The 23,452-nt window shown below is 71.9% G+C and carries 25 protein-coding genes; 7 read left to right on the top strand and 18 right to left on the bottom strand.

All coding sequences use genetic code 11. The features are described 5' to 3' along the window. Positions 1-21: 21 nt before the first annotated feature. Positions 22-453 (top strand): MerR family transcriptional regulator, encoded by a 432-nt coding sequence (locus ACLJOU_RS29635; protein ID WP_410571823.1) that lies wholly within the window; start codon positions 22-24, stop codon positions 451-453. 3 nt (positions 454-456) lie between these two features. Here ACLJOU_RS29635 and ACLJOU_RS29630 read toward each other — a convergent pair whose 3' ends face one another. Then, positions 457-1,542: a serine hydrolase domain-containing protein gene (locus ACLJOU_RS29630; protein WP_410571821.1), complete on the bottom strand. Its 1,086-nt coding sequence runs from the start codon at positions 1,540-1,542 to the stop codon at positions 457-459. 146 nt (positions 1,543-1,688) lie between these two features. Here ACLJOU_RS29630 and ACLJOU_RS29625 point away from each other — a divergent pair, with 146 nt between their 5' ends. Beyond that, positions 1,689-2,204 carry a hypothetical protein gene (locus ACLJOU_RS29625; protein ID WP_410571819.1) on the top strand — a complete coding sequence of 172 codons (516 nt, stop codon included), beginning with the start codon at positions 1,689-1,691 and terminating at the stop codon, positions 2,202-2,204. After that, positions 2,201-3,280, top strand: coding sequence for an MAB_1171c family putative transporter (locus ACLJOU_RS29620; RefSeq protein ID WP_410571818.1), 1,080 nt, complete (start codon positions 2,201-2,203; stop codon positions 3,278-3,280). The genes ACLJOU_RS29625 and ACLJOU_RS29620 overlap by 4 nt, the downstream gene beginning before the upstream one ends. A 4-nt stretch (positions 3,281-3,284) precedes the next feature. On the opposite strand, the gene ACLJOU_RS29615 is transcribed toward ACLJOU_RS29620, so the two are convergent. The 3 genes from ACLJOU_RS29615 to rlmN all read right to left on the bottom strand — a co-directional run bounded on the left by ACLJOU_RS29615 (position 3,285) and on the right by rlmN (position 5,087). Continuing rightward, entirely contained in the window at positions 3,285-3,605 is a 321-nt protein-coding gene (locus tag ACLJOU_RS29615) for a hypothetical protein (RefSeq protein ID WP_410571816.1), read from the bottom strand. Positions 3,606-3,681: 76 nt separating this feature from the next. Beyond that, positions 3,682-3,948, bottom strand: a complete 267-nt coding sequence (locus ACLJOU_RS29610; protein ID WP_410571815.1) for a hypothetical protein — start codon at positions 3,946-3,948, stop codon at positions 3,682-3,684. Positions 3,949-3,980: 32 nt separating this feature from the next. Beyond that, a complete protein-coding gene (gene rlmN / locus ACLJOU_RS29605; RefSeq protein ID WP_410571813.1) occupies positions 3,981-5,087 on the bottom strand; it encodes a 23S rRNA (adenine(2503)-C(2))-methyltransferase RlmN in 1,107 nt (368 codons plus the stop codon). A 150-nt stretch (positions 5,088-5,237) separates the two neighbouring features. Between rlmN and ACLJOU_RS29600 the strand changes: the two genes are divergently transcribed. Further along, positions 5,238-5,822 (top strand): hypothetical protein, encoded by a 585-nt coding sequence (locus ACLJOU_RS29600; protein WP_410571811.1) that lies wholly within the window; start codon positions 5,238-5,240, stop codon positions 5,820-5,822. Here ACLJOU_RS29600 and ACLJOU_RS29595 read toward each other — a convergent pair. Further along, complete coding sequence (locus ACLJOU_RS29595; protein ID WP_410571809.1) at positions 5,815-8,109, bottom strand: transketolase-like TK C-terminal-containing protein; 2,295 nt, start codon at positions 8,107-8,109, stop codon at positions 5,815-5,817. The two genes, ACLJOU_RS29600 and ACLJOU_RS29595, sit on opposite strands and share 8 nt — an antisense overlap. A gap of 116 nt (positions 8,110-8,225) precedes the next feature. Then, positions 8,226-8,711, bottom strand: coding sequence for an Lrp/AsnC family transcriptional regulator (locus tag ACLJOU_RS29590; protein WP_410571808.1), 486 nt, complete (start codon positions 8,709-8,711; stop codon positions 8,226-8,228). A gap of 106 nt (positions 8,712-8,817) precedes the next feature. Between ACLJOU_RS29590 and ACLJOU_RS29585 the strand changes: the two genes are divergently transcribed. Further along, positions 8,818-9,429 carry a PadR family transcriptional regulator gene (locus tag ACLJOU_RS29585; protein ID WP_410571807.1) on the top strand — a complete coding sequence of 204 codons (612 nt, stop codon included), beginning with the start codon at positions 8,818-8,820 and terminating at the stop codon, positions 9,427-9,429. On the opposite strand, the gene ACLJOU_RS29580 is transcribed toward ACLJOU_RS29585, so the two are convergent. Then, positions 9,378-10,178 carry a class I SAM-dependent methyltransferase gene (locus ACLJOU_RS29580; protein ID WP_410572038.1) on the bottom strand — a complete coding sequence of 267 codons (801 nt, stop codon included), beginning with the start codon at positions 10,176-10,178 and terminating at the stop codon, positions 9,378-9,380. The genes ACLJOU_RS29585 and ACLJOU_RS29580 overlap by 52 nt on opposite strands. A gap of 115 nt (positions 10,179-10,293) precedes the next feature. Here ACLJOU_RS29580 and ACLJOU_RS29575 point away from each other — a divergent pair, with 115 nt between their 5' ends. After that, positions 10,294-11,139: a VOC family protein gene (locus ACLJOU_RS29575; RefSeq protein WP_410571805.1), complete on the top strand. Its 846-nt coding sequence runs from the start codon at positions 10,294-10,296 to the stop codon at positions 11,137-11,139. On the opposite strand, the gene ACLJOU_RS29570 is transcribed toward ACLJOU_RS29575, so the two are convergent. The 5 genes from ACLJOU_RS29570 to rpsB all read right to left on the bottom strand — a co-directional run bounded on the left by ACLJOU_RS29570 (position 11,136) and on the right by rpsB (position 15,713). Further along, complete coding sequence (locus ACLJOU_RS29570) at positions 11,136-12,425, bottom strand: CDP-archaeol synthase (protein WP_410571804.1); 1,290 nt, start codon at positions 12,423-12,425, stop codon at positions 11,136-11,138. The two genes, ACLJOU_RS29575 and ACLJOU_RS29570, sit on opposite strands and share 4 nt — an antisense overlap. Then, positions 12,425-12,982, bottom strand: coding sequence for a ribosome recycling factor (frr, locus tag ACLJOU_RS29565; protein ID WP_191310243.1), 558 nt, complete (start codon positions 12,980-12,982; stop codon positions 12,425-12,427). The genes ACLJOU_RS29570 and frr overlap by 1 nt, the downstream gene beginning before the upstream one ends. Positions 12,983-13,030: 48 nt before the next feature. Beyond that, positions 13,031-13,774, bottom strand: a complete 744-nt coding sequence (pyrH, locus tag ACLJOU_RS29560; RefSeq protein ID WP_013223864.1) for a UMP kinase — start codon at positions 13,772-13,774, stop codon at positions 13,031-13,033. A gap of 154 nt (positions 13,775-13,928) precedes the next feature. Next, entirely contained in the window at positions 13,929-14,744 is an 816-nt protein-coding gene (gene tsf / locus ACLJOU_RS29555) for a translation elongation factor Ts (RefSeq protein WP_410571802.1), read from the bottom strand. Between the two features lie 90 nt (positions 14,745-14,834). After that, entirely contained in the window at positions 14,835-15,713 is an 879-nt protein-coding gene (gene rpsB, locus ACLJOU_RS29550) for a 30S ribosomal protein S2 (protein ID WP_410571800.1), read from the bottom strand. Positions 15,714-16,919: 1,206 nt separating this feature from the next. Between rpsB and ACLJOU_RS29545 the strand changes: the two genes are divergently transcribed. Further along, a complete protein-coding gene (locus ACLJOU_RS29545; protein ID WP_410572036.1) occupies positions 16,920-17,414 on the top strand; it encodes a M23 family metallopeptidase in 495 nt (164 codons plus the stop codon). On the opposite strand, the gene ACLJOU_RS29540 is transcribed toward ACLJOU_RS29545, so the two are convergent. From ACLJOU_RS29540 to ACLJOU_RS29515, 6 genes are all read right to left on the bottom strand, one after another. Beyond that, positions 17,415-18,263 (bottom strand): FliA/WhiG family RNA polymerase sigma factor, encoded by an 849-nt coding sequence (locus ACLJOU_RS29540; protein ID WP_410571799.1) that lies wholly within the window; start codon positions 18,261-18,263, stop codon positions 17,415-17,417. Positions 18,264-18,372: 109 nt separating this feature from the next. Beyond that, positions 18,373-19,353 carry a tyrosine recombinase XerC gene (locus tag ACLJOU_RS29535; RefSeq protein ID WP_410571798.1) on the bottom strand — a complete coding sequence of 327 codons (981 nt, stop codon included), beginning with the start codon at positions 19,351-19,353 and terminating at the stop codon, positions 18,373-18,375. Positions 19,354-19,456: 103 nt separating this feature from the next. Then, positions 19,457-20,629 carry a DNA-processing protein DprA gene (gene dprA, locus ACLJOU_RS29530; RefSeq protein WP_410572034.1) on the bottom strand — a complete coding sequence of 391 codons (1,173 nt, stop codon included), beginning with the start codon at positions 20,627-20,629 and terminating at the stop codon, positions 19,457-19,459. 11 nt (positions 20,630-20,640) lie between these two features. Beyond that, positions 20,641-21,312 carry a hypothetical protein gene (locus ACLJOU_RS29525; RefSeq protein ID WP_410571797.1) on the bottom strand — a complete coding sequence of 224 codons (672 nt, stop codon included), beginning with the start codon at positions 21,310-21,312 and terminating at the stop codon, positions 20,641-20,643. Continuing rightward, positions 21,309-22,820 (bottom strand): YifB family Mg chelatase-like AAA ATPase, encoded by a 1,512-nt coding sequence (locus ACLJOU_RS29520; RefSeq protein WP_410571795.1) that lies wholly within the window; start codon positions 22,818-22,820, stop codon positions 21,309-21,311. Before ACLJOU_RS29520 ends, ACLJOU_RS29525 begins: the two co-directional genes overlap by 4 nt. Continuing rightward, positions 22,820-23,197 (bottom strand): YraN family protein, encoded by a 378-nt coding sequence (locus ACLJOU_RS29515; RefSeq protein ID WP_410571793.1) that lies wholly within the window; start codon positions 23,195-23,197, stop codon positions 22,820-22,822. Before ACLJOU_RS29515 ends, ACLJOU_RS29520 begins: the two co-directional genes overlap by 1 nt. Positions 23,198-23,452: the final 255 nt, after the last annotated feature.

Genomic DNA, 23,452 nt, shown 5'->3' with positions numbered 1-23,452 from the left:
TCCGAAGCTAGGATTTAGAGCGTGCTCGAAGTCAAGCCGATCCCCGCGGAGGGGCTGACCATCGCCGACGCGGCCCGCCGCAGCGGGGTCAGCGCCCACACGCTGCGCTACTACGAACGGGCCGGCCTGGTCGTGACCGACGTCGACCGCACCGCCGGCGGCCGCCGCCGCTACCGGCAGCTGGACCTGGACTGGATCAAGATCTGCACCAAGCTCCGCGCGACGGGCATGCCGATCAAGACGATCCGCCGCTACGCCGAGCTGATCACCGCCGGGCGCGGCAACGAACCGGAACGCCTGGCGCTGCTGGAAGAACACCGCGCCGACGTGCTGGCGAAGCTGGCGGAACTGCAGGAGAACCTGAAGCTGATCGAACGCAAGATCGGGGTGTACCGGGGGCGGCTGGAAGCCGGCGACGCCGACGGCCTGTGGGCACCGGCCCGGCCGGGCTGAGCGTTATCCCAGGCCGCCGTAGGCCGCGGTCACTATGGTCATGCCCCGCCCGTCGCCGACGACGGCGTCGACCATCCGGTTCATCACGTAGGCGACGGTGAGGCCGGCGTCGAGGTCGTTGAACACCAGCGAACCGCCCATGCCGCCCCAGAAGCAGGTGCGGCCGCTGATGCCGTAACCCATGCCGTAGCGCATCCGCACGCCCAGCGCGTGGTCGAGGCCGTGGTACTGCTCCGTCAGGGCCCGCTCGCACCCGGCCCGGGACAGCAGCCGCACGCCGCGGGCGGTGCCGCCGGCCGACAGGACCGACTGGACGGCCGCGACCGACCGGGCGTTGCCGTACCCGGCGCCCGAAGGGATCTCCGCGCGGCGCCACGCCGGGGTGTTCGTGTCCTCGGGCACCAGGTCCGGATTCGGGGCGACGTCGAAGAGTTCGGTGGGCGGCGGCGGGGTCAGCCCGCCGGGCGGGGCGAGGGACGGCGCGACGCGGTGGTGCTCGTCGTCGGGCAGCCCGATGCGGAAGTCGGCACCCAGCGGGCCGGCGACTTCGGCGGCGAAGAACGCGCCGATCGTCCGGCCGGTGATCCGCCGGACCACTTCGCCGAGCAGGAATCCCTGCGTCACCGCGTGGTAGCAGCCGACGTCGCCGGGCGGCCACCGCGGCGTCTGCGCGGCCAGCAGCGCGGTGACCTTCGGTGCGTCACAGAGGTCGTCGAGGGTGATGGGCGTGTCCCAGACGGGCAGGCCCGCGGTGTGCGAGAGCACGTGCCGCACCCGCACGTCCGCGGCGCGGAACTCCGGCCAGTACGCCACGAGCGGTGCGTCGAGGTCGAGTTCTCCCCGATCCGCGAGGACCAGGGCACACAGGGCCAGCATCGTCTTGGTGGTGGACCAGACGTTGGTGATCGTGTCCTCTTCCCACGGCACGGTCCGGCCGGCGTCGGCGTACCCGCCCCACAGGTCGGCCACGGGCTCGCCGTGGACGAACACCGCGACCGAAGCCCCGACGTCGTCCTTGGCCAGTGACTCCGCGAGTGCGTCGCGGACGTCCCGGAATCGCTCGTCGCACGTTCCGCGCACCTGCCCCATGGGAGCCGAGTCAACCGCTTGCACGCCGTCGCCGCCACCGATTTCCGTCCCCGGGGCGGGCGATCATCGGCTGGGGCGCCGTCGTCTACCGTAAGGGCGTAGCGGGCTACCGTCCGTGTGCTCCGACGGCGATGGCAAGGCGGCTGGTGAAGGAACGCGAGTTGCGGCGCCGCTGCAGGCGGCTGCTGAAGGAACTGGGCATCCGCCCGCCGCTCGACGTCCTCGAGCTGTGCCGCAGCGTCGGCGACCAGCGCGGCCGCCCGATCCGGCTGATCCCGCACCGGATCCCGGTCCCGGGACCGTTCGGCGCCTGGATCGCCACCGCCCAGGCCGACTACGTCGTCTACCAGCAGGACACGAGCAAGGCCCACCAGCGCCACATCATCCTGCACGAACTGGGCCACATGCTGGCCGGCCACGGCGCCACCGCGGAGAACCACGACCTGGCCGGGCGGCTCGTGCCGGGGCTGGAGCCGGAGGCGGTCCGGCGGGCCCTGCTGCGCACCTCCTACGACACCGACCACGAGCGGGAGGCCGAGACGGTGGCGACGATCATCCTGGAGTGGGCGTCGGTCCTCGACCGGGTCGCCCCGCCGTCGTCGGACGAAGGTGCCGCCCGGCGGATGGACGCCGCGCTGGACGAACGGCTGGGCTGGCTGTGAGCAGCAAGATCACGCTCCTCGTGGTCCAGGCCGTCATCCTGTTCCCGGCGCTGCTGTGGAAGAGCTACCAGCTGACGCGCGCCCCGGGCGACGTGGCCCGCTGGATGGTCACCGCCTGCCTGGCCTGCTTCGCGGCCGCCTACCCGCTGGGCCTGCTGGCCGGCGACGTCAACCAGCCGGACCCCGGGCGGATCGTGCCGCTGCTGTTCCAGCACGTCTTCCTGTGCGGGCTGGTGTTTTCCCTGGCGTGCTTCTTCCTGTTTTCGGCCCTGCCGCCCGCCCGGGCCCGGCGGCGCGCCCTGCTGGAGGCGGTGCCGCTGGGCACCGCGCTCCTGGTGATGGCGGCCGTCACGGTGCTCATGCCGGACGTCCCGCCGGCGCAGTACCCGCGCAGCGCGGTCTCGGTCTTCTACCTCGCGGCCGACCTGTACCTGACCTACGGCATCGCGAGTGCGTGCTTCTTCGCGCGGCGCTACGCCCGCGGAGCGGCACCACGGCTGGCCCGGGGACTGACCGTGGCGTCGGTGGGGTTCGCGATCGGCGCGCTGGGCGGAGCGACCCTGATCGCGGTGGTGCTGGTGCACTGGGCGGGCGCGGCGATCCCCCGGCTGCTGGTCCAGGCGACGGTCTGGCTGGTGTTCCCGAGCGCGATCCTGCTCGTGGTGGGCTTGTCCTACCCGGGCGTCGCCACCCGCCTGGCAGCGGCCCGGGTGTGGTGGCAGCACCTGCGGACGTACCACCGGCTCCGTCCCTTGTGGACAAAGCTGCACGAGGCGTTCCCGGAGGACGCGCTGAGCCGGACACCGCTGGGCCGGTGGGACGCGCTGAGCGTGCTCGGCGTGCACCGCCGCTATTACCGGCGGGTCATCGAATGCCGCGACGGGCTGGTCCGGATCAGCCCGTACGTGGCGGTCTCGGAGGGCCCGCTGCCGGACCGGCTGACGGCGGCACTGCGCGCGCACGCCCGGCGCGAGCAGGTCCCCGAGGAGCCGATGCCGCTGGCCGTCCCGGACGGCGGCAGCCTGGACGACGACGCCCGCGAGCTGGTCAGGTTGGCCGAGTCCCTCGCGGGCTGACCGGTCAGCCGCAGGGCACGCTGAGCGTGCTGTTGTTGGCCGTGTAGGTGGTTAGCGCGGTCCCGTTGCACTGGTACTGCACGACACCCTTGCCACTGGCCACGACCTGCGCGGAGCCGTCGGTGACCCGCGAGATCGACACGGGCAGCGGGATGATGGGCCCGAGCGGGAAGTAGGAGTACTGGTTCACCGCGGTCAGCGCGGTCCCGCTGAAGGTGAAGGTCTGGATCGGCCCACTGACGGCGTGCGCAGGCGCGACCCCGGCCCCGGTCAGTGCGAGGACCCCGACGACGATGGTGGCGTACCGAGACATCCGATGCGGCATGCCTACCGTTCTAACACCGCGGCCCGGACCTGTCTGCCACCATTCGTACGCCTCGACCGGCCGGGCCGGCCGGCGGTCAGCGGTCGAGCCAGGGGGCGAGCAGCTTCTCCAGATCGGCGTCCGACAACGCGCGCGGACCACCGTGGAACTCGTGCCAGCGCGCCGCGTCGCGGGCCGCGTTGTACTCGACCTCGTACGCCCGCATCAGGACGTACATGAACGTCACCGAACTGAACCGCTCGCCCAGCAACGACCGCGCGCCGCGGGCGACGTCCGTGGCGCCGCGGAAGTCCGCCAGCTTCAAGGATTCCGCAGCGGGGTCCAGCAGGCTGGGGGCATACATCACGACAAACACTCCATCACAGAAACGAAAACTCAGCCTTCGGCGGCCAGCTGGCCGCACGCCGCGGCGATCTCCTGGCCGCGCGTGTCACGCACCGTGCACGCTACTCCGCCCGCGTTCACCAGCCGCACGAACTCCCGCTCCACCGGCTTCGGCGACGCGTCCCACTTCGAACCCGGCGTCGGGTTCAGCGGGATCACGTTCACGTGCACCAGCTGGCCCAGGTGCTTGCGCAGCCGCTTGGCCAGCAGCTCCGCCCGCCACGGCTGGTCGTTGATGTCCCGGATCAGCGCGTACTCGATCGACACCCGCCGACCGGACGTGTCCGCGTAGTACCGGGCGGCGGAAAGAACCTCATCGACCGACCAGCGCTCGTTCACCGGCACCAAAGTGTCCCGCAGCTCGTCGTCCGGCGTGTGCAGCGAAACCGCCAGCCGCACCTGCATCTTCTCGTCCGCCAGCTTCCGGATCGCCGGCGCCAGGCCCACCGTCGACACCGTCACCGACCGCTGACCGATCCCCAGGCCGCCAGGCGCGGGGTCGGTGATCCGCCGCACCGCCGCCACCACCCGCTTGTAGTTCGCCAGCGGCTCGCCCATCCCCATGAAGACGATGTTCGACAACCGGCCGGGCCCACCGGGCATCGCGCCGTCGCGCATGACCGCCGCCGCCGAACGGACCTGGTCCACGATCTCCGCCGTCGACAGGTTGCGGTCCAGGCCGCCCTGGCCGGTCGCGCAGAACGGGCACGCCATGCCGCAGCCCGCCTGGCTCGAAATGCACAGCGTCGCGCGGTCCGGGTACCGCATCAGGACGCTCTCCAGCAGCGTGCCGTCGTGCGCCCGCCAGAGCGTCTTGCGCGTCGCGCCGTCGTCCGCGGCCAGTGCGCGCACCTCGGTCAGCAGCGTCGGCATCAGATCGGAGACCAGCCGCGCACGGGACGCCGCCGGGATGTCCGTCATCTCCTCCGGGTCCACCGTCAGGCGGGAGAAGTAGTGGTTCGACAGCTGCTTCGCGCGGAACGGCTTCTCCCCCAGCTCGGCGACCGCGGCCGCGCGCTCGGACACCGAAAGGTCGGCGAGGTGGCGCGGCGGGAGGCCGCGCTTGGGCGCGTCGAAGACGAGGGGAAGGGCAGTCATAACGGCTCTAGTCTCCCACGCGCTCACCGCGACCACCCGAGCCGCCCCCACGGCGTGTACTCCACGTCACGGGCGGCCCCGGTCGGCGGCCCCGGTTCACCCACCAGGATGATCGAAGAAGGAAAGCGTCCGACGAAAGAAGGTGAACGCGTGTCCCTCCGGCACCTTGTCCTGGTCGTCGTCCTGGTCGTCGCGGTCACCTCGGGTGTCGCCGCCTGCAGCACGCCGGCCGAGACCGCGCCGCCCGCGCCGAGCGGGCCGCACGCCACCGTCGGCTCCCTGCACCTGCCCCTGCCGGCGGGCGCGACCTACACCGAGCACAGCCCGGACGGCCTGCTGGACGGCTGCCTCGCCGAAGCCGCCGTCGTGTGCGAAGCGCGGATCCTGGACCTGCGCACGGCGGACCCCCAGGCACCGATCAACCCGCCGAGCACCAAGCGGCCCTTCGGCTGGTACCCCGGCACGGACCTGCCGACCTGCATCACCCCCGCTTCACCGCCCGGGAAGGCCACGACGGCCACCGGCAGCACCCTCGTGGACTCCGGGTTCGCGCGGATCGGGCCCAAGAACGCCGAGTACGGCCGCTGGAAGGTCACCTGCGAGAACTCGGCGCAGAACAACCAGGTCCGGATGTGGTGGCTGCCGACGAGCCGGATCCTCGTCGTCCAGTACGGGTCCTTCCCGGGCTGGGACACGAAGATGGACAACCTGCTCGCCGGCGCCACCTTCAGCTGACGGCGTCGAGCGCGGCCCGGATGATCGCGTCCGTGTCGATGCCGTGGTGGCGGTAGACGTCCTCCAGCGAGCCCGACTGGCCGAACCCGGTGACGCCGAGCGCGACCGACGGGACCCGGTTGATCCCGGCGAGGAACGCCAGCGTGTGCGGGTGCCCGTCGAGCACCGTGACCAGCGGCTTCGCGCGGGAAGCGGGGAACACCTGGTCCAGGATCCACGTCTCGCCGTGCCCGCGGCCGGACCGGGCCTGGACCGCTTCGAACAGCAGCCCCGGGCTGGTCACGCACACGACGTCGGCCTCGACGCCGACCTGGGCCAGCCGCTCGGCCGCCGCCAGGGTGTCGGGCACCAGCGCGCCCATCGCCGCCAGCGTCACGGCCGGTGCGGCGGCCCGCCGCAGCAGGTACGCGCCCGCCACGACCTGACGGCGGCGGCGTTCGCGGGCCGCCGGGTCGGCGGGCACGGCGGCGAGGGTCTGGTCGACCGGACGCGTCGAGAGCCGGAAGTACGACGACGTCCCGCCGGGTTTGCCGAGCCGGCCGAGCGCGGCCAGCAGCGTCCACTCGGTGTCGATCGCGAACGCCGGTTCGTAGCTGACGCAGCCGGGCTGCTCGATACCGATCGACGGCGTGGTGATCGACTGGTGCGCGCCGCCTTCCGGGGCGAGCGTGACACCGGACGGCGTGCCGATCAGGATCGACTGCCCGCCCGCGTAGATGCCGAACGACCACGGCTCCAGCGCGCGCTCGACGAACGGGTCGTACATGACGCCGATGGGCAGCAGCGGCTCACCCCAGCGGCTCCAGGTCGCCCCCAGTTCGCCCAGCAGGCCGACCAGGTTCGTCTCGGCGATACCCAGTTCGACGTGCTGGCCGGTCGGCTTCTCCCGCCAGTGCATGATCGTTTCGGGGTCATCTTCGAACCAGTCGCGGCGTTCGGTCGCCGACCAGACGCCGACCTTGTTGACCCAGCCGCCGAGGTTGGTCGTCGAACTGACGTCCGGGCTGACCGTGACGACCCGCTTCGCCGCTTCGGGCGCTTCGCGTGTCAGGTCGAGCAACACGCGACCCAGCGCCGCCTGCGTTGTAGCGGTCCCGGACGGCGTACGCCCGATGTCGACGGGCAGCTTCAGCGAAGGCGCGGAAGGAACGTCCGGACGGCGAAGGCGCGAAGCGACTTCCGTGCACAACGCGGCTTCGGGCGACCCGTCGGCGAAGCGCTCCCAGGGCGAAGCGAGGTCCGTGCCCAGCGACGAGGCCAGTTCCGCCATCTGCGCCACGGTCAGCAGCGACGAGTGGTTCTGCGGGTGCCCCTGGGTGGGCAGGCCGCGGCCTTTGACGGTGTAGCAGAAGATCACCGTCGGCCGGTCGTCCGCGATGGACGCGAAGACCTCGTCGAGCGAGCCGAGGTCGTGGCCGCCGAGGTTCCGGATCGCGGCCAGCAGCGTCTCGTCGTCCAGCGATTCGACCAGCGACGCCAGGGCCGCGTCGCCCGCGGGCAGCCGGTCGCGCACCTGGGCGGCGTCGCAGCGCAGCAGCCGCTGGTACTCGGGGTTCGGCATCGCGTCGATGCGGGCGCGCAGCTCGGCGCCGCCGGGCCGGGTGAACAGCTCTTCCAGCAGGCGCCCGTACTTCAGCGTCAGCACCTGCCAGCCGGCGGCGTCGAACATGCCCTGCAGCCGCCCGGCCGCGATGTTCGGGACGACCCGGTCGAGGGACTGGCGGTTGAGGTCGACGATCCAGACGATCTCGCCCAGCTCGGCGACGGCCGGGTCGAGGATGGCCTCCCAGATCGCGCCTTCGTCCAGTTCGGCGTCGCCGACCAGCGAGTACTGCCGTCCGGTGCCCGCCGCCGAGCCCCGGGTGGTCAGGTAGCGACGCGCCAGCGCGCCCCAGATCGGGGCGGTCGCCCCGATCCCGACCGAACCGGTCGAGTAGTCGACGGGGTCGGGGTCCTTGGCGCGGCTCGGGTAGCTCTGCAGGCCGCCGAACTCGCGCAGCGTCGGCAGGTAGGCCTCGTCGAGCTCGCCGAGCAGGTAGTTGATCGCGTGGAGCACCGGCGACGCGTGCGGCTTCACCGACACGCGGTCCTCGGGACGCAGGTGCCGGAACCACAACGACGTCATGATCGAGACGAGCGACGCGCACGACGCCTGGTGGCCCCCGACCTTGAGCCCCGACGGGTTGGGGCGGACCCGGTTGGCCTGGTGCACGATCGCGGTGGCGAGCCACAGGACCCGCTGCTCGATCGCGGTGAGCGCCGGGGCGGTCACGGGGGCATGGGTCATCCTGGACATCTTTCGCACCTTTCGTGCAGGAAGCGCCCACCAGGACAGCATTGGTGGACGCCTCGCACAACCGATGGCGTCGGAAGTGCGCAGAATGCCCAGCGGCTACGGAGAGCTCAGGCCTCCGGCTGCGCAGAATGCACGCGCTCCAGCAGGGGCGCCAGGCGGTACGGGACGAGCTCGCGCATGACGAGGGAAATGTTCGTCCGCTCGACGCCGGGGGAAGCCAGGATGCGCCCGGCGATCCGGTACAGGTCGTCGGCGTCGACCGCGACCACCTGCACCATCAGGTCGCTCGCCCCGGTCAGCCCGCACACCTCGGTCACCTCGGGGATCGCGGCGAGCGCCGTGCCGATCTCGGCCAGCCGCCGCTGGTCGACCTGCGCGTTGACGAACGCGCGCAGCGGGTGCCCGAGGCGCGCGGGGTCGATGCGGCGTTCGAACGACCTGAGGACGCCCCGCTGTTCGAGCCGCACGAGCCGGGCCTGCACCGTGTTGCGGGACAGGCCCAGCCGCTCGGCCAGGGCGACCGCGGTGGACCGGGGGTCCTCCCCCAGCGCCAGGAGCAGGCGCGCGTCGATCTCGTCGATGGTTTCCGGCACCCGCCGATCCTCCCAGGTGACCGGTGTCACCGAAGACGGGTTGTCATCCGACCGTTTCCGATATATCGTGAACGTGTCGCAACAGTTCGAGAAAGGAACACCTGACATGCGTAGGCAACGACACCCCTTCGCCCACGAGCGTGGGCGCGCACCTTTCGGTCCCTTCGGTGGTTTCGGCGAGTTCCCCCCCGGCTTCGGCCCCGGTGGACGCGGTCGCGGCCACGGCCCGCACCGGCGGGGTCACGGCGGACGGCGCAGCCGCCGCGGTGACGTCCGCGCCGCGATCCTGGCGCTGCTCGCCGAGCAGCCCCGGCACGGCTACGAGATCATCCGCGAGATCGGCGAGCGCTCCGGCGGCTTCTGGCGGCCGAGCCCCGGCTCGGTCTACCCGACGCTGCAGCTGCTGGCCGACGAAGGCCTGGTCATCAGCAAGGACGAGCACGGCAAGAAGCTGTTCGAGCTGACCGACGCCGGCCGCGCCGCCGCGGAGCAGCAGGACAGCACGCCGCCGTGGGAGCAGATCGCCCAGGACGTCGACCCGGTCGAGGTCGGGCTCGCGAAGGCGGGCAAGAACCTGGCCGCCGCCGTCGTGCAGATCATGCGCGCGGGCACCGAGAGCCAGCAGGCCCGCGCGGCCGAGGTCCTCAACGACGCCCGGCGCTCGCTCTACGGCATCCTCGGCGAGGACGAGGAAGAGTCTCCCGAGGCCGCGGAGTGACCTGGCAGGACGAGGCCGGTGGGCTTGCGCCGCGCGTGGACGCGGTAGCCCACCGGCAGCGTCAGGTCCTGGCGGCGATTCCCGTTACGCTGCAAGGACTCCGCGATCGCCTGTTCGGCCACCGGTTTGCTGAACTCGATCTTCAGCACGGCTTCGAGGTCCGCCGCGGTCGCGAACCGCCATTCGGTCGCGACGCGGCGGCAGCCGAACCCGGCCTTGGCGAAGAACCGTTCCACCGCGACCGGGTCGTAGTGCGGTAGGTCGGCGCGCATCCAGCGGCCGTAGGGCTCGCTCGTCACGTCGAGGTCGACGATCAGGAGCGCGCCGCCCGGCCGCAGCACCCGCTCGGCCTCCGCCAGCCCCGGCTCGCACCCGGGCCCGAAGAAGTACGCCGTACGCGCGTGGACGACGTCGACGCTCGCGCTGCGGACCGGCAGCCGCTGGGCCCGGCCCATCCGGACGTCCACGTTCGACAGTCCCTCGACACGCTTCAGCGCGCTTCGCACCAACGGCTCGTGTGGCTCGACCCCGAGCACCGATCGCGCGTCACGCGCGAAGCGCGGCAAGTGAAACCCGTCACCGCAGCCGACGTCCAGCACGTCCCGGCCGGTCCAGTCGCACTCCTCCCGCAGCACCCGCCAGATTTCGCCGCCGCTGTCCTGCGCGTGGTTCTCCAGTTCGTAATCGGCCTGGTAGTACCAGATGTTGGGGCTCGGCACGACCTCCGCGTGCCGCGACGACCACCGCACCCCCGCTGCTCCTTCCGGGTCCTCGTCGCCGGGCCGTGCCCGCACGGTGGCGAATTCTTGGCGGAAAACTCACGGATCACGCCTAGAATCCGGTGGGTATCCGGGAGGAGCACCCATGACAATCGGCCCGTCCAGTACCCCGTCCCCGGTCCCGGCCGGAATTCCGTGCTGGATCGAGCTGGCCTGCCGCGAGCAGGCCGTGGCGGAACAATTCTACGGTGCGCTCTTCGGCTGGGAGTACACCACTCAGCGGGATCCGGCGACGTCCGACGGCCGTTACGCCATCGCGGCGCTGAACGGCGTCCCCGTCGGCGGGCTCTACCGTGCGGCGCAAGGCGCGCCACTGGGCTGGATGCCGCACATCTCCGTGCCCCACACCGCGAGCGCGGCCGAGTGGGTGGAGCACCTCGGCGGGCGGATCACCCTCGGGCCGGTGGCGATCCCGGACCGCGGCACGATCATGCACGCCATCGACGCGTGCGGTGCGCCGGTGGTGTTCTGGGAGGTGCCGCCGAACTGGGAGTTCATCACCGGGATCCCGAACACCTTCAGCGGCGCGGACCTCAACACCCACGACGGCGTCGCGGCGGATCACTTCTACACCAAGCTGTTCACCTACGGCAGCCATCAGATCGGCGACGGCGAGATGCTCGACTACGTCGAATGGCTCATCGAGCACGAGCCGGTGCTGTACCGGTACGTGATGGGCTCGGAGTACAGCCTCGACACCCCGCCGCACTGGCTCGTGTACTTCGACATCGACCCCGCCCGCGGCGTCGACGCGGTCGCGGGCGAAGCGATCATGCACGGCGGCACGGTGGTGATCCAGCCCTACGACACCCCGTTCGGCCGGATGTCGATCCTGGCCGACCCCGAGGGCGCGGTTTTCGCGGTGATCGACCACTCGCGCATCGCCGAAGGCTCGGGCCGCGCGGAGGTCGACGACCCCTACGACGACTAGACCGGCACGAACGCCGAAAGCAGCAGCCAGGACACGACCGCCGAGGGCAGCAGCGAGTCGAGGCGGTCCATGATCCCGCCGTGCCCGGGCAGCAGCGTGCCCATGTCCTTGACGCCGAGGTCGCGCTTGATCAGCGACTCGACGAGGTCGCCGAGGGTCGCGGTCAGCACGATGGCGACACCGAAGATCACGCCCTGCCAGACGTGGCCGTCGAGGAGCAGGCTGAGCGTCAGTGCCCCGGCCACGACCCCGCCGATCACCGAACCCGCAAAGCCTTCCCAGGTCTTCTTCGGGCTGATGGCGGGCGCCATCGGGTGCTTGCCGCCGAGCACGCCGGCGATGTAGCCGCCGGTGTCCGAGGCGACGACGCCGATCAGGAACGTGAGAACGCGGCCGACGCCGTCGTGCGGCGGCACGAGCATGGCCGCGAAGGCACCGAAGAGCGGCAGGTAGGCGGCGGCGAAGGTGGACGCGCTGATGTCGCGCAGGTAGCCTTTCGCGCCGCCGGGCAGCCGCCACAGCAGGCAGGCGAGGACGGTGAGGACGAACGCGGTGAGCGCGCCCTCCCGGCCGAACGGCCAGGCGAGCCAGATCATCGCCTGCCCGCCGACGAGCACCGGGATCATCGCGACCCGGATGTCGGCGACCCGGCGCAGCACCCCCGCGAATTCGAAGGTGCCGACCGCGATCGCGATCGCGATGATCCCGATGAACAGGTACCGCACGGTGAGCAGGGAAACGATGATCGCGGCACCGAGCAGCAGCGCGACCCCGATGGCCGCGGGCAGGTTCCGCCCGGCCTTGGAGGCCTTCTTGACGTCCTCCGGCGGTGCCGGTGTATCCGGCGCGCCCGGTTCGGCGGCCGCAGTGGTCTCCGCCGCCCGTTCGGCCGCGGCGCCAGGGGCTTCCGCAGCCGCACCAGTTCCCGAAGTCGCCGAGGTATCCGCAGCCGCACCGGCCGCCCGCTCGGCCGCGGCGCCAGAGGCATCCGCAGCCGCACCCGAAACCACCGAGGTTTCCGCCGCCTCGCCGGTCCGCGAGGCGATCGGTGTGTCCGCCGCGGCGGTGCCGGCGGCCGACAACCGGGCCGCTTCGCCGGCCCCCTCCGGCGCGACCGGTGTCTCCGCCGCCGGGCCGGCTTCCGAGGTCGCCGAAGCCCGGCCGGGGACCGCCCCGGCGGTGCCCGGGAACTCCGGCGTGGCCGGGGTGCCGGCTCCCGGCGCACCGGCCGGTTGGTCTCCGGTGACGTCCACCCGGTCCTCGCGTTCCTCGCTCACCTGTGCCATCAGACCTCGAGCAGCTCGGCTTCCTTGTGCTTGACCAGCTCGTCGACCTTGTGCACGTAGGTGTCGGTGAGGTTCTGCAGTTCCTTCTCCGCGCGCGCGACGTCGTCCTCGCCGGCCTCGCCGTCCTTCGCGATGCGGTCCAGCTCGTCCTTGGCCTTGCGGCGGATGCTGCGGATCGACACCCGGGCGTCCTCGCCCTTGCCCTTGGCGACCTTCACCATCTCCTTGCGCCGCTCCTCGGTGAGCTGCGGGATGACGATGCGGATGACCTGGCCGTCGTTGCTCGGGTTCACGCCGAGGTCCGACTCCCGGATCGCCTTCTCGATCGCGCCGAGCTGCGACTGGTCGTACGGCTTGATGAGCGCCATGCGGGCTTCCGGCACGTTCACGCTGGCCAGCTGGTTCAGCGGGGTCGGCGAGCCGTAGTACTCGACGACGATCCGCGAGAACATCGCCGACGAAGCCCGGCCGGTGCGAACCGACTGCAGCTCGTCCTTGGCGACGGACACCGCTTTTTCCATCTTCTCCTCGGCATCGAGGAGGGTCTCGTCGATCACGGTCACTCCCGTAGTTGTGATGGGTGGCGCTTGCTGATCCCAGCAGGTCTAGGCCGGCACCCCGGCAGTGGGGGTGCTGACCAACGTGCCGATTCTTTCACCACTCACCGCGCGGGCGATGTTCCCCTCGGTGAGCAGGTTGAACACGATGATCGGCATGTTGTTGTCCATGCAGAGGCTGAACGCCGTCGCGTCGGCGACCTTGAGGTCCCGCTCCAGCACCTCGCGGTGGGTGATCTCGCGGAACATCTCGGCGGTGGGGTCGGCCTTAGGGTCCGCGGTGTAGACGCCGTCGACGGCCTTCGCCATCAGCACGGCTTCGCAGCCCAGTTCGAGCGCCCGCTGCGCGGCCGCGGTGTCGGTGGAGAAGTACGGCATGCCGACCCCGGCGCCGAAGATCACGACGCGGCCCTTCTCCAGGTGCCGCTCGGCGCGGCGCGGGATGTAGGGCTCGGCGACCTGGCCCATCGTGATGGCGGTCTGCACTCGGGTGGGCAGGCCCTCCTTCTCCAGGAAGTCCTGCAGGGCCAAGCAATTCATGACGGTGCCCAGCATCGCCATGTAGTCGGCGCGGTCGCGGTCCATGCCGCGCTGCGACAGCTCGGCGCCCCGGAAGTAGTTGCCGCCGCCGATCACGACCGCGACCTGGACACCGGTGCGGGCGACGTCGGCGATCTGCTGCGCGACCGAGTGGACGACGTCGGGATCGACGCCGATCGAACCACCGCCGAACATCTCGCCGCCCAGTTTCAGCAGCACCCGCCGGTAGCCACCTTCGACCCGGTCACCCATCTATGTCGCCTCCTGTGTTGTTGGCCGCCTCCGCGGGAGGGAGTACGTCGGCGGGTGCCCTCGACCGTGTTTTCTCTCCGGACCCGGCAGTGCCCCGTCCCCGATGGACGGAGACGGGGCACTGTGGGGGTGAAACCTACGCCCTGGCCTGACGTCAGGCCTGGCCGACCTCGAACCGCGCGAAGCGGGTCAGCGTCACGCCGGCCTCGTCGAGCAGGGCCTTGACGGTCTTCTTGTTGTCCTTGACCGACGGCTGCTCGAGCAGGACGTTGTCCTTGTAGTAGGCGTTGACCTTGCCCTCGATGATCTTCGGCATGGCCTGCTCCGGCTTGCCTTCCTCGCGGGCGGTCTGCTCGGCGATGCGGCGCTCGTTCTCGACGATCTCGGCCGGGACCTCGTCGCGGGTGAGGTACTTGGCGCGCAGCGCGGCGACCTGCATGGCCGCCCCGCGGGCGGCCTCGGCGTCGTCACCGGTGAACTCGACGAGCACGCCGACGGCCGGCGGCAGGTCGGAACCGCGGCGGTGCAGGTAGGTCGCGGTCTGGCCCTCGAAGGCCACGACGCGGCGCAGCTCGAGCTTCTCGCCGATGCGGGCCGAGAGCTCCTGGACGACCTCGTTGACCGTCTTGCCGTCGAGCTCGGCACCCTTGAGCGCCTCGACGTCGGAGGTCTTGACGGACTTCGCGACCTCGACGATCTTCGCGGCGAGCGCCTGGAAGTCGGCGTTCTTCGCGACGAAGTCGGTCTCGGAGTCCAGCTCGATGAGGACGCCGCCGTCGCCGGTGACCAGGCCTTCGGCGGTGGCGCGCTCGGCGCGCTTGCCGACGTCCTTGGCGCCCTTGATGCGGAGGAACTCGACGGCCTTGTCGAAGTCGCCGCCGTTCTCCTCGAGGGCCTTCTTGCAGTCCATCATGCCGGCGCCGGTCATCTCACGCAGGCGCTTCACGTCGGCGGCGGTGTAGTTCGCCATTCTGGTAAATCCGTCCTTCGCAGGAAATCTGGGGGTTGCCACGCCCGTGCGGCCGGGCCAGGAGGCCTCGGCCGCACGGACGGTGGAGCGTCAGGAGGAGGCGGTCGCCTGCTCGGTGGCGGCCTCGGCCGGGGCCGCCGCCTCGACGGCAGCGGCGGCTTCGGTCGCGTCGGCGGCGGCGGTCTCGGAGCCGGCGAGCAGCTCCTTCTCCCACTCGGCCAGCGGCTCGTCGGCGGCGACGCCCGCCTCCGGCTTGGAGTCGGCCGAAGCACCGTTGCGGCTGGAGCGGGCCATCAGGCCGGCGGCCGCGGCCTCGGCGACGACCTTGGTCAGCAGCGCGGCGGAGCGGATCGCGTCGTCGTTGCCCGGGATCGGGTAGTCGACCTCGTCCGGGTCGCAGTTGGTGTCCAGGATCGCGACGACCGGGATGTTCAGCTTCCGAGCCTCGCCGACGGCGATGTGCTCCTTCTTCGTGTCGACGATCCACACCGCGCTCGGCACCTTGGCCATGTCGCGGATACCGCCGAGGGTCTTCTCGAGCTTGTCCTTCTCGCGGGTCAGCGTCAGGATCTCGCGCTTGGTGAGACCCTCGAAGCCGCCGGTCTGCTCGCGCGACTCGAGCTCCTTCAGGCGGAGGAGACGCTTGTGCACGGTCTGGAAGTTGGTCAGCATGCCGCCGAGCCAGCGCTGGTTGACGTAGGGCATGCCCACGCGCGCGGCCTCGTTGGCGATGGCTTCCTGAGCCTGCTTCTTGGTGCCGACGAACATGATGGTGCCGCCGTGCGCGACGGTCTCCTTGATGAACTCGTACGCACGGTCGATGTAGGTCAGCGTCTGCTGCAGGTCGATGATGTAGATGCCGTTGCGCTCGGTGAAGATGTAGCGCTTCATCTTCGGGTTCCACCGGCGGGTCTGGTGCCCGAAGTGCACGCCGCTGTCGAGCAGCTGCTTCATGGTGACGACGGCCATTGCCGGAATCACACCTCTTCTGTGTAGTGCGCACCGTGCGTTCAGCCGGCGCGCTGCTCGGTTTGTCGCTCCCGGCCGGGTGGCCGATCGCCCTGGTGCCCGTGCCGGCGTCCGGACCCCGGGGAGTGAGGACCCCCGAGGACCGCCGGACCCGTGCGCCCACCCGGCTGCTTCCAGACCGGGGAACGCGCACGTGCACGCGAAGTCAGTCCGCTGAAACGGACCGCGGAGAAGATTCTACCCCCTCCCACCACCCCCTCCCCCACCGGCGGCCAGTGCGCGAAGGAGTTGTCCACATCGCCTCGAGTTGTCCACAGATTCACCATCGGTCCCCCACGGGCCGGCGGGCTGCCGCAGGCTGGAGTCATGGAGTCGATCAAGCAGGCCGGACGGCGGGCGCAGGGGTGGTTGTTGGGCGCGATTACGCTGGTCACGGCGGTTTTTGGTGGAGCGTGGACGGATGGAGAGGCAGGCGTCGGCGCGTGGTGGGCGGGGGTTGCCGGAGGGGAGGCGCCGGCGTCGGCGGCCCTGGGGATAGGTGCAGCCGGCTCCGGGCCCCCAGGGACCGCGGCGAAGGTGTGGAGGAGCGGCTGGGACCCACCCGATCCGGCGGCAGCTGAGCGCCGAGCGGGCGGGTCCGGCCCAGCCGAGGCGAGCAAGCCGGCGGCAGGCGAGCCCGCGACCGGCGAGCGCCGAGCAGGCCGCATTGGCCAGCCCGAGCCGACCGAAGCCGAGCGTCAAGCAGGCGGCTTCATTCCGCCCGAAGCGGAGGCGGCCCGGTGGCTGGCGGAGGCGACCGCGGGGGAACCGCGAGCAGATCGGCGCGCGACCACCGCCAACCCCTCGCCCGCAGGGCAGGCAGCTCTCCCCGCAGCCGCACCCGAGCCAGCCGCAGCCGAGCCTCGAGCAGGCGACTTCAGCCCGCTCGAGGCGGGGGCCGCGCAGCGGCAAGCGGCGGCGGAGCAACGACCGGGCGGTCTGGCACAGCCGCGGCCGTACTCACAGCTCGCCGGGCCGGCGGCGGCCGAGCGTGGGGCAGGCGAACTTGCCTCTTTCCCAGCGGAGCCGACTCGGTGGCCGGCGGAGGAGACCGCAGGCGGACCGCGAGCAGATCGGCCCGCGACCACCGCCAACCCCTCGCCCGCAGGGCAGGCAGCTTTCCCCACGACCGCACCCGAGGCGGCCGTGCCGTGGGCGATCGCGCTCATGGCCGCGCCGCCGTGGGCGCCCGCGGCCGTGGCTGAACCTGGGACGGGCAGCTCCCTCACCACGCGGCAACCGCGGCTCTCCTGGCCACTTTCACCCGTTCCGGTGATCACCAAGTACTTCGACGCTCCCGAAACGCCCTTCGGTCCCGGGCACCGCGGGGTCGACCTGGCTGCCGTGGCCGGGCAGGACGTGCTGGCCGCCGATGCGGGCGTCGTCGTCTTCGCCGGGTTGGTGGGCGGGCGGCCCGTGCTCTCCGTCGACCACGACGGTGGCCTGCGGACCACCTACGAGCCCGTCGCCCCGAAGGTGACTGTCGGCGAACAGGTCTACCGCGGGCAGGTGCTCGGCACCGTCCTCGCCGGGCATCCCGGCTGCACGGTGGCGGCGTGCCTGCACTGGGGCGTCCGGCGCGGCGAGGAGTACGTCGATCCCCTCAGCCTGACCGGCGAACTCGGCGAATACCGGCTCAAGCCGTGGGGAGGTGATCGGTGATCAGGCGCCGGTCTGCTCGACCAGCTTGGCGCGCAGCCGCATGACCGCGCGCGTGTGCAGCTGGCTGACCCGCGACTCCGTGACCCCGAGGACCTTGCCGATCTCGGCGAGGGTCAGGCTCTCGAAGTAGTAGAGGCTGACCACGATCTTGTCGCGCTCGGTCAGCTGCGAGATCGCCTGGGCGAGCTGGCGGCGGTTGTCCTGGTCGACCAGCACCGCGACCGGGTCGACGGCGTCGTCGTCGGGCAGCGTGTCGACCAGCGAGCCACTGTCCTTGCCCGCGGCCACCAGGTCCTCCAGCGCGACGACGCTGGTGAGCTGCAGCTGGCCGTAGAAGTCGCGCAGGTCGTCGAGACCGATGCCGAGTTCGTCGGCGAGTTCGGCGTCGGTCGGGGTGCGGTGCAGGCGGGCGCCGAGGCGCTCCATCGCGCGCTCCGCCTCCTTCGCCTTGCTCCGGACCGCGCGCGGCACCCAGTCCTGCGAACGGAGGTCGTCGAGGATCGCGCCGCGGATGCGCTGCATCGCGTACGTCTCGAAGCGCAGGCCCCGCTCGGGGTCGAACTTCTCGATCGCGTCGACGAGCCCGAAGATGCCCGACTGCACCAGGTCTCCCACGTCGATGTGGGTGGGCAGCCCGGTGCCGACCCGGCCGGCGACGTACTTGACCAGCGGGGCGTAGTGCAGCACGAGCCGATCGCGCGACGCCTGGTCCGGATTGTCCGCGAACTGCTGCCACAGAGCCGCGATTCCGGCGTCGACCTCGTAGCCCGCCCGGGTCTCCGCGGGCGCGGCAGCCTCACCGTGAGTGCTCACTCCGGCGGCTTCGGTCACGTGCGGGCCTGCGGTCATTGCACAGTCGTTCTCGGCATGCGGCTCAGTGTCGTCTCCGTGCTCGTGCGGATGCGCGTGCGCCGCCGGGCCCGCTGGTGACGACCCCGGCGAGACTCCCCGGACCGCCTCAGGCCCTGGGGTGCGCTCGGTCATGGATCGCTTTCAACCGGTCGACGGTCACATGAGTGTAGAGCTGCGTCGTGGCGAGCGTAGCGTGACCAAGCAGTTCCTGAACGCTCCTGAGATCGGCACCCCCTTCGAGCAGATGCGTCGCGGCGGAATGCCGCAGGCCGTGGGGCCCCATGTCGAGTGCTCCGGGCACCGCCGTGACGGCATCGTGCACGACACGCCGGACAGTCCGCGGGTCGACGCGTTTGCCGCGCACACCCAGGAAAAGCGCGGGTTCGGCGCTCTCACCACCGGATTCCGCGACGATCTTCGGCCGTCCCTCGTCGATCCAGTCCGCGAGCGCCTCCGCCGCCGGAATGCCGAACGGGACGACGCGCTCCTTGCCGCCCTTGCCCAGCACCGTCACGACACGACGGGAGAAGTCCGCCCCGCCGACGTCCAGGCCGCACAACTCCGACACCCGGATGCCGGTCGCGTAGAGCAGCTCGACCATCGCGCGGTCACGCAAAGCGACCGGATCGCGTTGCGCCGCCCCGGCAGCCGACGCCTGCATCACCTCCCCCGCCTGGCCCGCACGCAGCACCCCGGGCAGGGTGCGGTGCGCCCGCGGCGCGGCGAGGCGTCCGCCCGGGTCCGTGGCCAGGACGCCAGTGCGGTGCGCCCAGGCGGTGAACGTGCGGGCGGAGGCGGCCCGCCGGGCGAGCGTCGTCCGGCTCGCCCCGCCGGACTGCTGGGCGGCGAGCCACGCCCGGAGCCGGGCGAGGTCCAGCTCGGCGACTTCAGCGCCACCGTCCACGACGAACCCGAGCAACGACACCGCATCGCCGACATACGCGCGGACCGTGTGCGCGGACAGGCCGCGTTCGAGCCCGAGGTGCCGTTCGTAGGCGGTGACGACGGCCCGTACGGACTCGGGCAGCGCGGCCCGGAGCGCGCGCAGGTCGGGACGGCGGGCCCGGCCGGAGCGTGATGGCGGCATGGATGTCACGCTGCGCGAACATCCGCCTCCGGTCAAGGATCGCCACGCGGCCCCACCGGACCGGCCGAACGCCGTCGGCGTTTTCTCCCGGATTTCGTGGTGGTCACGCGCTTTCCTTCCGCCGTCGCCAGCCGGATTCGCCACGGACGGCGAATCCGTCGATCTCCAGTTCCGGGAGCAGCGCCCGCACCCGCCGCAACGGGAGGCCGGATTCGGTCGCGACCTCGGCGTCGGACCGGTCGACGCGCACAGCCAGTGCTTCGAAGGCGCGCAAGGCCTCCGGCCCCAGCCGGTCGGTGCGCCGTTTCGGCCGGCTCGGCCCCTTGTCCTCGGCGATGCCGAACCGGCCGACGGTCTCGAGGACCTCGTCCAGGCTCGAGACCAGCGTCGCCCGGGCGTCGCGAATCAGGTCGTGGCAGCCGGCCGACATCGCGGACGAGATCGGCCCGGGCAGGGCCATCACCACCTTGCCGAGGGCACCGGCGGTGCCGGCGGTGTTGCGGGCCCCGCTGCGGCGTCCCGCCTCGACGACCAGCGTGCCCTCGGTCAGGGCGGCGATGAGCCGGTTGCGGACGAGGAAGCGGTGCCGGGCCGGCGGCGTGCCGGGTGGGTACTCGCTGACAACGGCACCGCCGGAGCGGACGATCCGGCCCAGCAGGCCGACGTGCCCGGCGGGATAACCGGCGTCGACGGCACACCCCAGCACGGCGACGGTGACGCCGTCGGCGGCGAGCGCGCCGCGGTGTGCTGCCCCGTCGATGCCGTAGGCGGCGCCCGAGAACACCGGCACACCCCGGCGGGCGAGCCCGTGCGCGAACTCGGCGGCGTGGTGTTCGCCGTAGCTCGTCGCGGCACGAGCACCGACGATGGCCACGGCCCGATCGGCGGCGGTGCCGAGCGCCACGTCCCCGGCCACCCACAGGGCCAAGGGCGGAACGGCTTCGGCCACCCCGCGCCGGGCGGCGAGGTCCAAGGCGAGCAGCGGCCAGGCGGGCCACTCGTCGTCCTCGGGCACGACGAGCCGGGCGCCGACTGCCGCGGCCCGCTCGAAGTCCTGGGTGACGAGGTCGTAGCCTCGCCGCGCCTCGGTCGCCTTGAGGACCTCGGCCGGGCAGTCGCCCCGCCGAACCCGCTCGGCTGCCGCTATCGGCCCGTGTTCGGCGACGAAGGCGACGACCGCGGCCGCCGGGGGCTCGGCCACCCGCAGCAGGTAGGCGCGAGCCTGCCGCAGCTTGTCCGTGCTCGCGCTGCCACCCGCTTCTGAAGCCTGGGGCAATTCTTCCGCGCTCACGCCGCCACCTGCTTCCACGACGCCGACGTCTGCGCTCGTCTGCAGACCGCGCCAAAGGCAACCGACGTCGGCACCAACGGCTCAACTGCGCGCTCCCGGCAAGCCGACCGCCTGTCCTCGGCGACGAACCGGACCATCGCGGGTGCCGATGGCTCGGCCACGCGCGCCTGGCAGGCCAACCACGAGTCCTCGGCGACGAACCCGACCACCGCGGCTGCCGATGGCTCAGCCACGCGCCCCTGGCAGGCCAACCGCCCGCCCCCGGCAACGCACCCGACCACCCCGGGTGCCGATGGCTCAGCCACGCGCCCCTGGCAGGCCAACCGCCCGTCCCCAGCAGCGAACACGACCACCGCGGCTGCCGACGGCTCAGCCACGCGCGCCCGGCAGGCCAACCGCGAGCCCCCGGAAACAGGCCCGACCACAGCCGACGCGGAGGAGTTCGTTACCGGAAGCAGGCAGGCGCGCGTCGGCCACAGACCGGTCAGGCTGTAGCCGGTGTCGAAGGCGATCGGGCCCGACATCGACAGCTCCGCCATGCACTCCCGAAGGACCGACAGCTCTTGGCCGGCCACGGTGGCCGCGCGCTGCTTGCCGTCCGGGCCGGCCGGGGACGTCACTTCCGCGGGCGTCGGCGGTCCACTCCGACGGAACTCGGCTGTGCTCATGCCGCCCCCCGCTCTCGGAAGGCCAACGCTGCGCTCACCTGGTCGGCGCCGGGGCGGGGTTCGCCGTCCAGGTCGGCCAGGGTCCACGCGATGCGCAGACAGCGGTCCGCTCCTCGGCCGCTCAATGCGCCGCGGTCCAGCGCGCGGTCCAGTACGGTCGTGGCGTCCGCGGGGAGGGCGAACTCACGGCGCAGCGCCGGTCCGGGGACCTCCGAGTTCGACAGCCAGCCGTGCGCGCTCCAGCGGTGGGCTGCGCGTTCGCGGGCTGCGAAGACCCGCTGGCGCACCGGTTCCGACGGCTCCGCCGCGCCCGTGTCGTGCGCGCTGATCGCGCTCAACGGGCGCAACCGGACCCGCAGGTCGACGCGGTCGAGCAGCGGGCCGGACAGCTTGCCCAGGTAGCGGCGGCGGGCGTTGGCCGAGCACACGCAGTCCGCGTCCTTCGGCGGCGCGCATGCGCACGGGTTGGTCGCCAGGACCAGCTGGAACCGCGCGGGATAGGTGATCGATCCCTTCACCCGCGAAATGCGTACCTCGCCCTCTTCCAGAACCGTCCGGAGCGACTCCAGGCACTGTCCGCCGAACTCGCAGACTTCGTCGAGGAACAGGACACCCCGGTGCGCCCGGCTGATCGCGCCCGGGGAGGCGATCCCGCTGCCGCCGCCGATCAGGGCCGGCACGGAAATCGAATAGTGCGGGGCCACGAACGGCGGAACGGTCACCAGCGGTGAGGACTTCGACAGCGAGCCGTCGACCGAGTGGACCGCGGTGACCTCCAGAGACTCCTCCGGTGTGAGCTGCGGGAGGAGACCGGGCAACCGCTTGGCCAGCATCGTCTTGCCGACGCCGGGCGGACCGGTGAGCAGGAGGTGGTGCCCGCCCGCCGCGGCGACTTCCAGGGCCCAGCGCGCCTCCGGCTGGCCGACCACGTCCGCGAGGTCCGGCACCTCCGGCGGGGGCACCGGGCCGGGTGGCTCCGGGTGCGCCAGCTCGGCTTCGCGCTTCAGCCAGGCCACGAAGTCGCGCAGGTGGGGCGCGCCCGCGACTTCGATGCCGTCCACCAGCGCCGCTTCGACGAGGGAGTCCGTCGGCACCACGGCTCGGCCGTATCCCGCCGCCCGGGCGGCCAGGAGGCCGGGCAGGATGCCGCGGACCGCGCGGATCCGGCCGTCCAGGGCGAGTTCGCCCAGCAGCACGGTGCCGAGCAGCCGCGTGGCCGGGACCGCGCCCGACGCCGCGAGCACCGCCGCCGCGATGCCCAGGTCGAAGGCGGACCCCATCTTGGGCAGGTTCGCCGGGGACAGGCCGAGCGTGACCTTGCCGTCGGGCCAGGGCTGGCCGGAGTTGCGGACGGCGGACCGCACGCGGTCCTTCGCCTCGCGCAACCCGGCGTCGGGCAGGCCCACGAGGGTGATCCGGCTCAGCCCGCCGCCGAGGTCGGCCTCGATCTCGATCACCCGGCCGTTGATCCCGAGCAGGCCGGCCGACCAGGCTTTGGCGATCGGCATCAGAACGCCGCCTCGATGTGCCGCAGCTGCGGACGGGCACCCGGTTCGGCGAGGATCGTCACCACGTCGTAGCGGACGGGGCACCAGCCGAGGCGGAACTCGCGCAGCCAGCGCTGGGCGGCACGGCGGACGCGCCCCGCCTTCTCCTCGGTGACCGTCTCCGTCGGGAGACCGAATTCCGTGCCGGAGCGGGTCTTCACCTCGCAGACGATGACGCGGGTGCGATCGGTGAAGACGAGGTCCAGCTCGCCTTCGCGGCAGCGCCAGTTGCGGGCCAGCAGGACCAGGCCGCGCTCCCGGAGGTAGCGGAGCGCGAGGTCCTCGCCCCAGGCGCCCAGGTCTTGGCGGTGTTTCGCGAGCTCGTCGGTGCCCGTCATCGTGTTCGCCCCCTCGTCGGTTCGCTCCCGTCACCGGGACGGTCCCGGCGATCACGGTGCGTGTGCCTTCGACGATGGCAGGGCGCGACCCGGCCGGACCAGCCCCGGTTCGCCGGACTGTGGACAACCGGGGTGTTGGGGACAACTCGTCCACGGATCGCTGTGGAAGGCCCGGAATGTCGGTCGGGTGTGCTAGGGGCCGAGCACACGGAAAAAACCGCGCCGGCTCACCCGGGATGGTGAGCCGGCGCGGTC

The sequence above is a fragment of the Amycolatopsis sp. cmx-4-61 genome (assembly GCF_046548775.1).
In the GTDB taxonomy this organism is placed as follows: Bacteria; Actinomycetota; Actinomycetes; order Mycobacteriales; family Pseudonocardiaceae; genus Amycolatopsis.
This window is presented reverse-complemented; position numbering and strand designations above follow the sequence as displayed.